Here is a 15,952-nt window from a genome sequence, read left to right as displayed (position 1 = left end):
ACGGCTGACGTAACACCTCGGTAACACGTACCACCAGCAGCAGTAGTAGTGCTTCGGCCGACCCGCGCGCCCACGGGTCGGCCGAAGCCCGTCATGCCCTGCCGTGCGCAGTGGCATCCCCCGATGCCATCGGCGGGGTTGGGCCCGGTCGGGCTGTGGCGTTTCACCACCCCTACCGGGGTAGCAACTCGCCACAGCGTCGCCGATCTTGAGGTGTGGACGGTGGACGGGAGTGGGGTGGTAAGACAGGATTCGGGGCATGCGATCTCGTAAGGCTGGAATGTGGTGGGGCACCGCGATCGAGGCGCCCGACCCTGGCGCTCTGGCACGCTTCTACTCCGAGCTGCTCGACTGGCCCGTCGCCCACCAGGAGCCGGGTACGGCGATCGTCGCGGCGTCCCAGGGGGGCCCGTACCTGGTGTTCCAACTGGCCACCGACTACCAGGCCCCGGTCTGGCCCCCGGTCGACGCCAGACAGCGCCCGATGATGCACTTCGACTTCCAGGTCGGCGACCTCGATTCGGCCGTCGCCGACGCGGTCGCCCTGGGCGCCTCGCTGGCCTCGGCCCAACCGCAGGACAACGTACGGGTGATGCTCGACCCGGCGGGTCACCCCTTCTGCCTCTGCCTCGATCAGGAGGAGTAGGAGTTGGCCCGTCCTCGACGGGTAAGCCATACCGAGCGAGGTAGTCGGCGGCCAGTTCCGGTCCGGCGTACCGGGGTGGGCGGCTCGCCCACCACCTGCTCGGGCCGCCTCTTCCGTCGTACCACATTGGATCGCGACAGGGCGCTGCCGGGCGCTCCGTGACTGGTGACCGGAGCCCCGGCCGGCCCGCGCCCACGGGTCGGCCGGGGACCGGCGCTGGGCCAGCACAACAAAGAAAGCCCCCGGCGTCAACGCCGGAGGCTTTCTTTCGGTTGGGCTGTCGTCAGCTCGCCGAGACCTTCGCGAAGGCGACGAACGCGTTCCATGCCGCCGGCCCGAGGGCCAGGGGGCCACCATCGCGGTCCTTGGAGTCCCGGACCGTCACGACGCCGGGCATGTTCCTCGTATCCCATATACGGGGATTAGTGCTGTTATACCCTCGGTGGGCTGCATGGGGGGTATGCGTGAAAACACGACTTTTGCTCGTTTTGGTGGTCGGGGTCGGCTTCGAAACCGCGACGACGCTGTGAACGTCAGTAGGCGGGCGGCGCGGCGGAGGATCAGCGCCGGCGTGGTGGCCGTGCTGCTCGCGACACTGGCGGTCGTCCTGCCGCCGACCGTGGTATCGGCGGCCGGATCGACGCTGTTCGACCAGCCCTTCCACAACAACTCGCCGGACGGTCTCGGGCCTGTCGTCCTGCCGGCCGTAGCCGCCGGGACCGTGACGCCGAACGCCGCATGCCTGACCGCGACGGGTAACCCCAGTACGGGCGCGCTGCACAGTTGCGCGGGTGCGACGGACCCGGCGGGTAGCGGCAAACTGCGTCTCACCGACAACACCACCAACAAGACCGGTGGTGTCTTCGGGGCGGCGAGTGTCCCCACCTCGATGGGGCTGGACGTCACGTTCAACCTCTACCAGTGGGGTGGTGGCAACGCGGACGGGATCGCGTTCGTCCTCGCCGCGGTCGACCCCGCCGGTGGGACCGCGCCGGCAAGCCTCGGGCAGACCGGCGGCGGTCTGGGCTATACCAGCACCACGAACCTGGCCGGCCTGGCCAACGGCTACCTGGGCATCGGCTTCGACGTCTTCGGGAACTACAGCACGACCACGTACCAGGGGAGCGGCTGCACCAACCCGCCGTTCATCAGCTCTGCCAAGATCGCAGGCCAGGTGGTGGTACGCGGGCCGGGGCGCGGAACGGTCGGCTACTGCGGGCTGAACAGCACCGCCACGAACAGTTCCTCCCCGGTGATTCCGCTGCGCGCGCCCACCCGGGCCGCGTCGGTCGTCCCGGTCGAGGTGGTGGTCAACCCGACGGTCAGTTCGTTCACCACCGCCTCCGGCCTGGTGGTCGCTCCCGGCACGTACCAGGTGGTGTTCACGCCGGTCGGTGGCAGCCCACGGACCCTGACGGGCCCGCTACCCGCGGTCGCCGCAGGTCTGTACCCCTCCGCGACCTGGACGAACAGCAACGGGGTGCCACGCCAGCTCGCCTTCGGCTGGGTGGGCTCCACCGGCTCGGTGGTGGACTACCACGAGGTCGACAACGCACGGGTGGTCACCTTCAACCCGGTGCCGGACCTGCACGTGACGCAGACGAGCTACACCGGCCCGACGCCGCAACCAGGTGATCCGGTGAACTACACGGTGGTCGCCGGCGTCGACCCCGGCGTCGACGAGACCGTCCCGGTGTCGGTGACCGAGACGCTGCCGACCGGCGTGGTGCCGGTGGGCGCGTTCGGCACGGGCTGGTCCTGCGGTTCCCCGGTGGGACAGCGAATCACGTGCACCAACAGCAGCCCCCCGTTCGCCAACGGCTCCAGCCTGCCGCCGATCAACATCGTCGGCATCGTGACCGGATCGGGTGTCACCCCCGCCCTGATCCAGACCGGTTCGACCGCCGCCGCGTCGTCCATCGACGCCAACCCCGGCCTCGCGACGACGACGACCGCGGGAACCGTCCCGGCCACGCCGAGCGGGATCACCGTCACCCCGGCCACCAGCACGATCGCCGGTGGCATCCCCGTGACGGTCGGCGGCACCAACATCGCCGGGGCCACCGCCATCGAGATCGGCACCACGGCCGAGCAGCAGGCCGGCACCCCGGTCACACTGCTGCCGTGCCAGTCCGGCCCGGCGGCCGGATGCTTCACCGTGAACGGCGACGGGACGCTCGCCATCTCGTCCATGCCCGCCCGGACCACCGCCGCCACGGTGAACGTCACCGTCGTCACCAGGGGCGTCGCCGCCGCCGCGAGCTACGTCTACACCGACCGGCCGGGCACCCCGGCCGCGCCGACCGCGACCGCCGGTCTGGGCAGCGTCACCGTCAGCTGGGTGGCACCGGCGAGCAACGGCAGTCCGATCACCAACTACATCGTCACCCCGACCCGCAACGGGGTGGCCCAGATCCCGATCACGTACGACGCCTCCACCACCACTCGGGTGCTCAGCGGGCCCGGGGTGACTGTCGGCGCGACGTACACCTACACGGTCGCGGCGGTGAACGCGATCGGCACCGGCCTGCCCAGCCCGGCGTCGGCCGGGGTGGTGCCGTTCAGCCTGCCCGGAGCGCCGACGATCACGGCCGCGAGCGCCGGGGACCAGTCCGCGACGTTGACCTGGACCGCGCCCAGCAACGGGGGCAGCCCGATCACGTCGTACGTGGTCACCCCGTACATCGGCAACGTCGCGCAGACCCCGCAGACGTTCGCCGGGGCGGCCACCACCCAGACCGTCACCGGGTTGACGGCCGGTACGGCGTACACCTTCACCGTCACCGCGACGAACGCCGGCGGCGCCGGCCCGCCCTCGGCCCGGTCCGCGCCGGTCACGCCGAACGCCTCGCCGAGCCTGTCGAACCCACCGCCACCGGCCGGCGAGGTCGGTGCGGCGTACAGCGTGCCGCTCACGGTGACGGCGGGTACGGCACCGTACGTCTGGTCGGTCAGTGCGGGCACACTGCCGCCCGGCGTGACCCTGAACGCCTCCACCGGTCTGCTCTCCGGCACCCCGACCACCGCCGGCAGCTTCCCCTTCACCGTCCGGGTGACCGACGCCAGCAACCAGTCGGCCACCCAGGCGTTCACCGTGGTCATCGCGCCGCCGCCGACGCTGACCTTCCCCACACCCCCACAGGGCCAGGTCGGCGTCGCCTACAGCGTGCCGCTCACGGTGAGCGGTGGCACCGCCCCGTTCACCTGGTCGATCCCGGCGGGTAGCCTGCCACCCGGCCTCACCCTCAACACCGGCACCGGCGTACTCTCCGGCACGCCCACCCTGGGCGGCAACTACTCCTTCACCGTCCGGGTGGTGGACGCGTTCGCCCAGGTCGCGAACCGTACGGTCGCGCTCGGCATCACCGCCTCACCCACGCTGACGTTCCCCGCACCACCGTCGGGTCAGGTCGGCGTGCCCTACAGCAACCAGTTGACCGTCAACGGTGGCACGGCCCCGTTCACCTGGTCGGTCTCGGTGGGTAGCCTGCCGCCCGGCCTCACCCTCGACGCCGGCACCGGTCTGCTCTCCGGGACCCCGACCACCGTGGGGAGTTACCCCTACACCGTGCGGGTGGTCGACGCCGCCGGTCAGGAGGCGACCGAGGCGGTCACCCAGGTGATCGCGGCGGGGCCGCTGGTCGTGGTGAAGACCGCCAATGTCAACGCCGTCGCCGCCGGCGGAACGGTCAACTACTCCATCACGGTGACCAACACCGCCTCGATCGCCTTCACCGGTGTCAGCGTGACGGACCCGCTCGGTGGGGTGCTCGACGACGCGACCTACAACGCGGACGCCACCGCCACCTCGGGCACGGTGTCGTTCGTCAACCCGACCCTCACCTGGACCGGTGACCTGGCCGCGGGTGCGGTCGTGACCATCACCTACTCGGTCACCGTCAACACCCCGGCCGCCGGTGACCTGAGACTCACCAACACGGTGACCTCCGCGACGTTGGGCACCAACTGCGCCGTGGGCAGTGTCGACGCCCGGTGTACCGCCAGCGTCCCGGTAGCCGTGCTCACCATCGTGAAGACGGCGGACGTGACGACCGCGACGCCCGGAGACGTCGTGCGCTACACCGTCACCGTGACCAACGCCGGCCAGGCCACGTACGCGAGTGCCGGGTTCACCGACGCGCTGGCCGCGGTGCTGGACGACGCGACGTACAACGCCGACGCGGTGGCGACCGTCGGCGCGGTCGGCTTCGCCTCGTCGAACCTGACCTGGAGCGGCGGTGTGCTCGCGGCCGGCGCGAGCGCCACCATCACCTACTCGGTGACGGTGCGCAGCCCGGATCCGGGCGACAGGATCATGACGAACCCGGTGACCTCCGCGACCCTGGGCAGCAACTGCCCGTCGGGCGGAAGCGACACCCGCTGCACGGTGACGGTCACCGTGCTGGTGCCGGGCCTGGTGTTGACCAACACCCCGAGTACGACGACCACCACCCCCGGATCCACGGTCGGCTACACGGTGGTCATCACCAACACCGGTCAGACGGCGTACACCGGGATCAGCGTCACCGACTCCCTGGCGGGGCTGCTCGGCCGGGCGACGTACAACGGTGACGCGACCGCCACCAGCGGTGCGCTCGCGTACATCAGCCCGAACCTGACCTGGACCGGCAACCTCGCGGTCGGCGCCTCGGTGACCATCACGTTCACCGCGACGGTCACCGCCGCCACCACCGGTCAGTCGGTGCTGACCACCGTGCTCTCGTCGGCGGCCGTCGGCAACAACTGCGCCTCCGGCAGCACCGACGGCCGGTGCACCGCGACGGTCACCATCCTCATTCCCGGCCTGACGCTGCTCAAGACGGCCAGCGCGCCGAACGCGACGCCCGGTTCCGTGGTGGTGTACCGGATCGAGGTGACCAACACCGGTCAGAGTGCCTACCTGGGGGCGACCTTCACCGACTCCCTCGCCGGTGTGCTCGACGACGCCACGTACGACGCCAACGCCGCCGCCACCGCCGGAGCGGTGAGCTACAGCGCCCCCGTCCTGTCCTGGACCGGTGACCTCGCGGTGGGTGCGACCGCCGTGATCACGTACTCGGTCACGATCACCGTTCCCGACGCGGGTGACCGGACGCTGACCAACCGGGTGGTCTCCTCGACGGCGGGGGCCAACTGCCCCACGGACAGCACCGACCCGCGCTGTGCGGCGGTGGTCGCCGTGCAGGTGCCCGGGTTGACGTTGACCAACACGCCGAGCGCGGCGACCGCCACCCCCGGCGACACGATCGGTTACACCATCACGATCGCGAACACCGGCGAGTCGGCGTACCCGTCGGTCAGCGTCTCCGAGTCGCTGACGGATGTGCTCGACGACGCGGTCTACAACTCGGACGCCACGGCCACCGCCGGGACGGTCGGACTCTCCGGCTCCGTGCTGACCTGGACCGGTCCGCTCGCCCTCGGGGCCACCGTCACCGTCCAGTTCTCGGTCACCGTAAACAGTCCCGATCCGGGAAACCGGACGCTGACCTCGACGCTGACCTCGACGGCCGCCGGCAGCAACTGCCCGTCGGGCGGTGCCGCTCCGAGTTGTACGGCCAGTGTCACCGTGCTCGTCCCGGGCCTTGAGGTGGTCAAGACCGCCGATGTGGCCACGGTGACGCCGGGCGGCGTGGTGTCGTACACGATCACCGTGACGAACACCGGCGAATCAGCGTACGTGGGTGCCAGCGTGACGGACTCGCTGGCGAACCCGCTCAACGACGCGACGTACAACAACGACGCGACCGCGTCCACCGGCACCGTGTCGTACGCCGCCCCCACCCTGAGCTGGGTCGGTGACCTGGCCGTCGGCGCCTCGGCGTCGATCACGTACTCGATGACGATCCTGGACCCCGATCCGGGCGACAAGGTCATGGTCAACACGGCCGTCTCCAGCACCCCCGGCAGCAACTGCCCGGCCGCCGGTGCCGACCCGCGCTGCACCGCGACAGTGCGGGTGCTGGTACCCGCGTTGACGATCACGACGACAGCCGACGTGGCCAGCACCGCGCCGGGCTCGGTGGTGGGCTACACCGTCACGATCACCAACTCGGGCCAGACGGCGTACCCGACGCTGACGGTCACCAACGCACTGGCCGGGGTTCTCGACGACGCGGCCTACAACAACGACGCCTCGGCCTCCGCCGGCACGGTCGGCTTCACCAGCCCCAACCTGACCTGGACCGGAAGCCTTGCCCCCGGCGCTTCGGCGACCGTCACCTACTCGGTGACGGTGGCGGATCCCGACACCGGGGACCTCATCCTGAACAGCCGGGTCGCCTCGGCGGCCGTCGGCAGCACCTGCCCGGTCGGCAACACCCTTCCGGCGTGCGCGGTGAGCGTACCGGTCGCCCGACTTGAGATCGTCACCACGACCGACGTGTCCACCGTCCTGCCGGGCGGCACGTTCCGGATCAACGCGACATACACCAACACCGGACAGGTTCCCTATACCGGCATCAGTGTCGGCTTCACCCTGTCGGACGTCGGCAGTAACGTCATCGGGAACGGCGACCAGACGGCGTCGTCGGGAACGCTGACCGTAGGGCTCGGCGGGGCGGTCTGGACCGGCGACATACCGGTGGGCGCGACCATCACCCTGAGCGGCAGCGCGACCGTGGTCGACCCCTATGCGGGGGACCCGTTGATCACCGGGGCGTCGACATCGGCGGTACCGGGAAACAACTGCCCGTCCGGCGGGTCCGACCCACGGTGCGCGATCAGTATCACCGTGCTCATTCCGGGGCTCGGCATCACCAAGACCGCGGACAGTGCGACCGCCGTGCCGGGCGCGGAGGTCGCCTACACCATCACGGTGACCAACACCGGTACGGCGCCGTACACGGGCATCAGCGTCACCGATCCGCTGACCAGCGTGTTGGACGACGCGACGTACAACGCCGACGCGAGCTCCACTACGGGTGTGGTGTCGTACGCGGCACCGACGCTGACCTGGACCGGCGACGTCCCGGTCGGCGGGGTAGTGACGATCACCTACTCGGTCACCGTGCAGTCCCCCGACCCCGGCAACAAGATCATGGTCAATACCGTCAACTCCACCGCGGCCGGCAGTTCCTGTACGGCCACGAGCCAGGCGGCCGCCTGCACCGCGACGGTGCAGGTGCTCACGCCCGCGCTGACCACCGTGAAATCCGTCGACGCCACGACGACCAACCCGGGCAGCACCCTGACCTACACGGTGACGATCACCAACTCCGGACAGATCGACTACACCGCCATCAGCGTGGCCGACGACCTGACCGGCGTGCTCGACGACGCGGTCTACAACGCCGACGCGAGCGCCACCGGCGGTTCGACGTCGTACGCCGCACCGGTGCTGACCTGGACCGGTGACCTGGCCGTCGGAGCCACCGTCACCGTCACCTACACGGTGACCGTCGACAATCCCGATCTCGGTGACCAGAGCCTGGTGAACTCGGTCAGCTCGGCCGCGGCCGGGGCGAACTGTCCGGTGGTGGCGACCGATCCCCGGTGCACGGTCACCGTCGTGGTCGTCGCGTCGACCGAGCTCACCTTCACCAAGGCCGCCGACGTGGCCTCCGCCAGCGCCGGATCGGTGGTGACGTACACGATCGTCGTCGCGAACTCGGCCCCGGCGCCGTACCTGGGCGCCGAATTCACCGACTCACTGGTCGACGTCGTCGACAACGCCGCCTACAACAACGACGCGGTGGCGACGGGAGGTGGGACCGTCGGCTACGTCGAGCCGGTGCTGTCCTGGAGCGGAAACGTGCCGGCGAACGGGTCGGTCACCGTCACCTACTCCGTGACGGTGGACGCCCCCGGCGGCGACAACAGCATGAGTAACACCCTGGTCTCGACGGACGCGGCCAGCAACTGCGCGGTGGGCAGCGTCGACGCGCGGTGTACGACGGTCGTGACCGTCTCGGAGCTGACGATCGTCAACACCGCCAACGTCGCCACCACCACTCCGGGCGGCTCGGTCACCTTCACCGGGGTCATCAGCAACACCGGCGGCACCCCGTTCCTCGGTGTGACCGTCTCCTTCGACCGGGTGGACCTGCTCGACGACGCCATCCTCATCGGTGACACGGTCTCCTCGGGCACCATCGTGGTCACTCCGACCACTCTGGAATGGACCGGCGACGTACCGGTGGGCGGCACGGTCACGGTGGAGAGAAACTTCCTGGTACGAAACCCCGATCCGGGTGACAAGCTCATGACGAGCACGGTCAGCTCGGCGGTTCCGGGCAGCAACTGCCCGACCGGCGGGTCTGACCCACGGTGCACGGTCAGCGTGGCGGTGCTGGTCCCCGGCCTGAGCATCGCCAAGACGGCCGACACCCCGGTCACGGTGCCCGGTGGTACGGTCACCTACACCATCACGGTCACCAACACGGGCACCGCCCCCTACCTCGGCGCCGTGGTCACGGACACGATGAGCGGCGCGCTCGACGACGCCACCTACGGCGGCGACGCGACCGCCGACACAGGCGACCTGTCGTACGCCGCGCCGACGCTGACCTGGACCGGGGACCTGCCGGTGAGTGCGGTCGCCACCATCACGTACTCGATGACGGTCAACAATCCGGACCTGGGCGACAAGGTCATGGTGAACGTCGCGTCGTCCACCGAGGTCGGTAGCGACTGCCCACCGGCCAGCGGCAACCCGGCCTGCGCGGTGCAGGTGGCCGTGCTCACGCCCGCCCTGAGCATGACCGTCGCCGCCGACACCGCCAGTACGACACCCGGCGCCGTGGTCGGTTACACCGTCACCATCGTCAACACCGGCCAGACCGCGCAGTCCGGCGTCACGGTCACGAACGCGCTGGCCGGGGTGCTGGACGACGCGTCGTACAACGGTGACGTCGTGGCGTCACCCGGCACGGCCGTCTTCACCAGCCCGAACCTGGTCTGGTCGGGCACCCTCGCACCAGGCGCGACGGCGACCGTCACCTACTCGGTCACAGTCCTCGATCCGGATCCCGGAGACCGCCTCCTGACCAGCACGGTCACCTCGGCGGCCACCGGTAGCACCTGCCCGGCGGGCAACACCAACCCGGCCTGTACGAGCACGGTCACGGTGTCGGTGCTGACCATCGTGAACAGCGTGGGTGCCGCCACCTCGGTGCCGGGCGGGACGGTCGTGTTCAGCACCACGGTGACCAACACCGGGCAGACGCCGTACACCGGGATCAGCATCGACGCCAGCTTTGCCGGCTCGGTCGACGACGCGACCTACACCGGTGACGCCGCCGCCTCGACCGGCACCCTGGTCCTGATCCCGGCGACCGCATCGATCCGGTGGACCGGGAACCTCGCCGTCGGTGCGATCCTCACCGTCACCGGCTCGTTCACCGTGAACGATCCCGACCTGGGCGACAGGATCATGACCTCGGTGGTCAGTTCCGCCGTACCCGGCAACAACTGCCCGCCCGGTGGCACCGACCCGGCCTGTACCGCGACGGCCACGATCCTGGTCCCGGCCCTGGCGGTGGTGAAGACCGCGAGCAGCGCCACCACGGTCCCCGGCGGGATCGTCGGCTACACGATCACGGTCACCAACACCGGCGAGACCCCGTACCCCGCCGCGACGATCAGCGACGACCTGGCCGGGCTGCTCGACGACGCCAGCTACAACGCCGACGTCACCGCCAGCACCGGCGACGTCTCCTACAGCGCCCCGACCATCACCTGGACGGGTGCGTTGGCGATCGGTGGGACGGCGACCATCACGTACACGGTCACCGCCGACGATCCGCAGACCGGCGAGCGGGTCCTCACCAACACCGTCAGCTCCACCAGTTCGGGCAGCAACTGCCCGCCGGGAGGATCCGACCCGGACTGTGCCGTGACCGTACAGGTGCTGCTGCCGGCGCTGAGCATCGCGAAGCACGCCAGCGCCGGCACCACCACACCGGGCGCCACGGTCGGGTACACCATCACCGTCACCAACAGCGGCCAGACCCCGTACACCGGGGCCACCCTGACCGACAGCCTCGCGGGCGTGCTCGACGACGCGACCTACCAGAACGACGCCGCCGCGACGGGCGGAGCCGTCTCGTACGCCGCACCGGTGTTGACCTGGACCGGCGACCTCGCGGTCGGCGCCTCCGTCGTCGTGAGTTACTCGGTCGTGGTGTTGAACCCCGCCACCGGCGACCGGAGCATGAGCAACGCGGTCACCTCCACCGCCGCCGGCAACAACTGCCCGTCCGGTGGCACCGACCCGGCCTGTACGGTGACCGTCGCGGTGCTCATCCCGGCGCTCGCCATCACCAACGTCGCCGATGTCGCCACCGCGACGCCGGGCGACGTCATCCGGTTCACCGCCACCTTCACGAACACGGGTCCGACCCCCTACACCGGCGTCCGGATCGTGACCAATGCCGCGAACGTCTTCGACGACGCGCGACCCAACGGCGACCAGGTCGCGAGTTCCGGCACGCTCACCGTGGTCGGCGCCGCCGTGACCTGGACCGGTGACATCCCCATCGACGGTGTCGTGGTCGTCACCGGCACCGTGACCGTCAACAGCCCGGACACCGGCAACCGGACCATCGCCAGCACGATCACCACCGACGCGCCGGGCAGCAACTGCCCGACCGCCGCGCCGGGGCCCGCCTGCACCGTCACCGTGGCCGTGCTCCTGCCCGGCCTGGCGATCGAGAAGACCGCCGACAATCCCACCACCACGCCGGGTGGGACCGTCACCTACACGATCTCCGCCACGAACACCGGTGAGACCGCGTACGTCGGCACCACGATCACCGACTCGCTCGCCGACCTGCTCGCCGACGCGACGTACAACGCCGACGCCGTCGCTTCCAGCGGCGTCGTGTCGTACACCGCTCCGGTGCTGACCTGGACCGGGGACCTGCCGATCGGCGACGCAGTCACGATCTCCTACACCGTCACGGTCGGCGCTTCGCAGACCAGTGGGCGGAGCCTCGTCAACACGGTCACCTCCGCCGCGCAGGCGAACAACTGCCCGACCGGCAGCCCCGATCCGGCCTGCACCGCCAACGTCGCCATCCTGATTCCCGGTCTGGGAATTACCAAGACGGCGGACACCGCGACCGTCACGGCCGGCGGTTCGGTCAGTTACACGATCAGGGTGACCAACACCGGGCAGTCGCCGTACATCGGCGCGGCGTTCACTGATCCGCTCACCGGGGTCCTCGACGACGCCGACTACAACTTCGACGCAGCGGCGACGCTCGGCGACGTCTCCTACGCCGCCCCGGTGCTGAGCTGGTCCGGTGACCTACCGGTCGGCGGCGCGGCCCTGATCACCTATTCGGTCACCGTGAACTTCCCGGACGAGGGCGACGAGAGCCTGGTCAACACCGTCACGTCCGACGCTCCGGGGGCCAACTGCCCGGATGACCCGGCGTGCACCGCCACGGTCGCCGTCCGCATCCCGGCGCTCACCATCACGAAAACCGCAGCCAGCAGTACGGTGGTCGCCGGTGGACCCCTCCAGTACACCCTGCTGATCACCAACAGCGGCGAGTCGCCGTACAGCGGTGCGACGGTCACCGACTCGCTTGCCGGCGTACTCGACGACGCCGACTACGGCAACGACGCCATCGCCACCACCGGTGTGCTCACCTACACCGCTCCGGCTCTCTCCTGGACCGGTGACCTGCCGATCGGTGCCACCGCCGCCATCACGTACACCGTGGTCGTCAACCAGCCGACCACCGGGGACGGTCAACTCGTCAACACCGTCAGCTCCACCACGATCGGCAGCAACTGCCCGGCCGGTGGGGACGATCCCCGGTGTGTCACCGACACCACCGTGGTGGAGCAGAGCATCACCCTCTCCGACCTGCCCGGCGCGGTGGTCATCGCGGGCATCTCCGACGACGTCGCGAGGAAGGACGACGCGGTCAGCATGACCGTCACCTCGAACAGCCCCACCGGCTACCTGGTGACGGTCCAGGCCCTGGCACCCGCGCTCACGCCGGCAATTCCCGCGAATCCAGACACCATTCCGATCGAAAACCTCCGGGTACGCGAGAGCGGCACGGTGCCCTTCCACCCGGTGTCCGACCTGACCCCGCTGGTCATTCACAGCCAGTCGACACCATCCGCCGCCGGTGGCGACGCGATCAGCAACGACTACGAGATTCTCATCCCGAATGTCGTGGCCGATGACTACTCCGTGACGTTGGAGTACGTAGCAATCACTCAGTAGCAGCAGCTAGGAGCATCATGTTCAACCTCCCCGCCCTCGCCGCCACCGCCGTGGTTTCGATGATCACGATGTCGGTGGTCGCCCCGGCCGCGCCCCGGACGAGCGTGGCGCCGACGCCGAGCCGGACGGCCGACGCGGAGCAGCCGTTGCTGAGTATCGCCATCGACAACGGGCGGACGAGCGCCGCCGCCGGAGACGAGCTGACCTACAAGATCACAATCCGCAACCTCGGTACGACCGAGGCGAAGCGACTCGAGGTCTCGCAGAGCCTTCCCACGGGTCTGACGTTCGCCTCCGCCGACAACGGCGGCACCGCCGAATCGGGTCGGGTCACCTGGCCGGTCGACCTGAAGACCGGTCAGGAGGCGACGTTCACGACCGTCGCCCGGCTCGGGCAGACGCCCGCCGAGCTGCTCCGTCTCGCCACGGTCGCGTGCGCCACCGCCGACGGTGCGGAGAAGCCGCTCGTCTGTGCGACCCATTCGGATCTGCTCCCGGCCGGCGCCGCCGCCCGTAGCGAGGAGAAGGCCACCCCCTGGCTCCGGTACGGTCTGGCCGCGGCGGCGCTGGCCGTTCTGGCGCTGGTCGTAACCGTCCTCGTGCGTAGGCGGGGCCGGAAGGACCCGGCGACCCGACCCGGCGCCGCGGCCGGTAGGCACCTGGCCCGCGCGGCCGTCGGCGACTGAGGCGGGCCGACACGGCGACGGCCCGATGGGGTCGACCCGGATGCCCCCCTCGGGGTCACGCGACCGAGTGGGTGATCGTGCCGGTGTAGGTCCCGGCCACTACCTCGATCGGGATGTGTACGACCAGGGTGGGGCTCCATGCCGCTGAATTGTCACGGTCACCACTGGACTTCCCGAATGCCGCGCGCCCCTGGTCGAGTGGCACCGCATCAGCCGATGTGAGCTGGCCCGGCACGAAAATGCCCGTGCCGGTGGTGGCGGTCGCCGGCCCCGACCAGTATTCGATGGTGCCCGCCGGAATCGTCTCCGACGGGCCCGCCCCGCCGGTGGTGAAATCGCTGGCGGTCACCGTCGCCACCCAGATCGCCGAGAGTTGGGAGCGTTCGTCGGTGACGGTCACCGTCCCCAGTGGTGCGCTGAGGTCCGTGCCCGGTACCGCGATGCCGAGGTCCACGGCGGCTGGTACGGCAATGGACAACTCACCCGCCATGACGGTGACGGTGACGTCAATGTCATCGGCGGCCCCGCTGCTCGCGGGATACGCGAGGAGCATGAGGCAGGCGATTGTCGCCGAGAGTCGAGAGCGCCTCACTTCCTCACCCGCCATCCTGCTCGGAACTGAATTGCGAATGGATAACAGCCTATCGTCTGCCTGCACAGTGGATGGAGCTTTCGGCGGAGTGGGTTCCGTTGATCGGGGATTCTCTTCTGGGACTGCGATATAGGATGAACGGCCTGACCACAACAAAGGATATGAACGAAACGACATGTGGACCCATTTCACGAGGTTGATGCTTCCGGTCGTCATCGCGTTGACGCCGACCGCGCCCGCGGTTGCCCGTCAGCCCGAGCAGCCGGACTTCTCGCTCACCGTGAGTCCGAGTCGGGTGCTCGTGCCGGCGGACCAGACAGCGCGATCTCGGCAGTTCACGGTCACCAACCGGGGCCGTCTCCCGGTTGATGTCGTGACCCGGATGGAAAACTTCACGGCGGGGGAGGACGGCAACCCCCGCTTCCGGTCGGACGCGCCCCACTCGGCCGTCGAATGGGTCCGCGTCCAGCCCGACCGCTTCCGTCTCGACGGCGGGACGGTGGAACAGGTGAGCCTGCACATCACCGTCCCGATCGGCGCCGAGCCCGGCGAGCACCAGGTCGCGGTGATCTTCTCGGTGTCCGCTCCGGACGGTGGCGCCGGCATCGGCGTGAGCCGCAGCGTCGGTGTGCCGGTGTACGTCACGGCGCCGGGCCGGACCGTCGACTCGGTCGAGGTGTCCGGGGTGCGTGCGCCGGGGCTCGCGCTGGGCGGCCCGCTCGACCTCACCGCGACGGTCCGCAACGTCGGCACCGTCCATCGTGACTTCGTGGCCGATGACGGAGTCCGGGCACACGTGGCCGGGGACACCGTCCCGTTCCCGGACTTCACCCTGCTGCGCGGCGCCGACCGGCAACTCCGTGCCCGGTGGACCGACCCGCCCCTGTTCTGTATCTGCCGGGCCACCGTCTCCGTGCCGAATCCGACCGGCCCGTCCCGGGCCACGACGGCCACCATCGTCGTCCTGCCGTTGCCGCTGATCGGATTCGTGGCGTTGTCCGTCCTGACGCTTCTGGTGGGCGGGCTACTGCTCCGACGTCTGCTCGGCCCCCGCCGGCTGCCCGGTCCGGCGCTCCGGACGCCCGCGGGAAATTTCGATGGTGGCGACTGACGTTCCGGCCTAACGTGATCGCCATGTTCGCCACCGCAGCCGTCGTGCGGCCCGCAGGTCTCCACCTGCCGGCTGCCGCAGACCGCTGCCCGCGGCTGGCTGATACCCGAAGCTGCCCCTCCTCCCGCACCAGCGGAACCCACGGAGGAGGGTGACCCGGTCTCTCGGCGTCGCCCCTGATCGACGCCGCGACGCGCGGTTCTGGCGCGGTTTCCCGTTATCGCGGAGTGGCATCCGCCCGCGCACTTTCGTCCGCCACCGAGATCCATTCCTCGCGGAGAAAGATCATGGCCAAGAGCCAGTTCGTCCGTACGAAGCCACACCTGAACATCGGCACCATGGGGCACGTCGACCACGGCAAGACGACGTTGACCGCCGCCATCACGAAGGTGCTCGCCGACCGGGACCCGGCGGTCAACCATCTCCGGTCGGGGGACCGTGGTCACCACGGCGGTCGAGCGCGGCACCCTGCGGGCCGGGGACCCGGTCGAGGTGGTCGGGGCTCGGGCCGACCCTGGCCAGCGTGGCGACCGGGCTGGAGACCTTCGGTCGCCGCCGGCACGGTGACCGCCCTGCTCGACTGAGCCGGGCGGGTACGACCTCTCCGGCGGACCGGGGGGGGGGGGGGGGGGGGGGGGGGGGGGGAGGGGGAGGGGGGGGGGGGGGGGGGGGGGGGGGGGGGGGGGGTGGGGAGGGGGTGGTGCGGGGGTCGGTCGGGGTATGGACCAGT

Annotated in this window: 5 protein-coding genes and 2 pseudogenes; 5 read left to right on the top strand and 2 right to left on the bottom strand. The window is 70.1% G+C overall.

The window, feature by feature from the left end:
- Positions 1-259: 259 nt before the first annotated feature.
- Positions 260-646, top strand: coding sequence for a VOC family protein (locus tag ACZ6QQ_RS16790; protein ID WP_465877205.1), 387 nt, complete (start codon positions 260-262; stop codon positions 644-646).
- A gap of 283 nt (positions 647-929) precedes the next feature.
- Here ACZ6QQ_RS16790 and ACZ6QQ_RS16785 read toward each other — a convergent pair.
- Positions 930-1,046 (bottom strand): annotated as a pseudogene (locus ACZ6QQ_RS16785) (DUF397 domain-containing protein); the annotation flags it as partial.
- A 171-nt stretch (positions 1,047-1,217) separates the two neighbouring features.
- Between ACZ6QQ_RS16785 and ACZ6QQ_RS16780 the strand changes: the two are divergent.
- Together ACZ6QQ_RS16780 and ACZ6QQ_RS16775 are read left to right on the top strand one after the other, a co-directional pair.
- Positions 1,218-12,833, top strand: a complete 11,616-nt coding sequence (locus ACZ6QQ_RS16780) for a DUF7927 domain-containing protein (protein ID WP_465877204.1) — start codon at positions 1,218-1,220, stop codon at positions 12,831-12,833.
- Between the two features lie 17 nt (positions 12,834-12,850).
- Positions 12,851-13,519, top strand: coding sequence for a hypothetical protein (locus ACZ6QQ_RS16775; protein ID WP_465877203.1), 669 nt, complete (start codon positions 12,851-12,853; stop codon positions 13,517-13,519).
- Between the two features lie 55 nt (positions 13,520-13,574).
- Here the strand turns inward: ACZ6QQ_RS16775 and ACZ6QQ_RS16770 are convergent, their stop codons facing one another.
- Positions 13,575-14,009, bottom strand: a complete 435-nt coding sequence (locus ACZ6QQ_RS16770; protein WP_465877201.1) for a hypothetical protein — start codon at positions 14,007-14,009, stop codon at positions 13,575-13,577.
- Between the two features lie 484 nt (positions 14,010-14,493).
- On the opposite strand from ACZ6QQ_RS16770, the gene ACZ6QQ_RS16765 reads away from it, so the two are divergent.
- Positions 14,494-15,222 carry a hypothetical protein gene (locus ACZ6QQ_RS16765; RefSeq protein WP_465877200.1) on the top strand — a complete coding sequence of 243 codons (729 nt, stop codon included), beginning with the start codon at positions 14,494-14,496 and terminating at the stop codon, positions 15,220-15,222.
- A gap of 287 nt (positions 15,223-15,509) precedes the next feature.
- Positions 15,510-15,641, top strand: a pseudogene (locus ACZ6QQ_RS16760) (GTP-binding protein); the annotation flags it as partial.
- Positions 15,642-15,952 lie beyond the last annotated feature (311 nt).

The sequence above is a fragment of the Micromonospora sp. NPDC049529 genome, from assembly GCF_055586685.1.
This window is presented reverse-complemented; position numbering and strand designations above follow the sequence as displayed.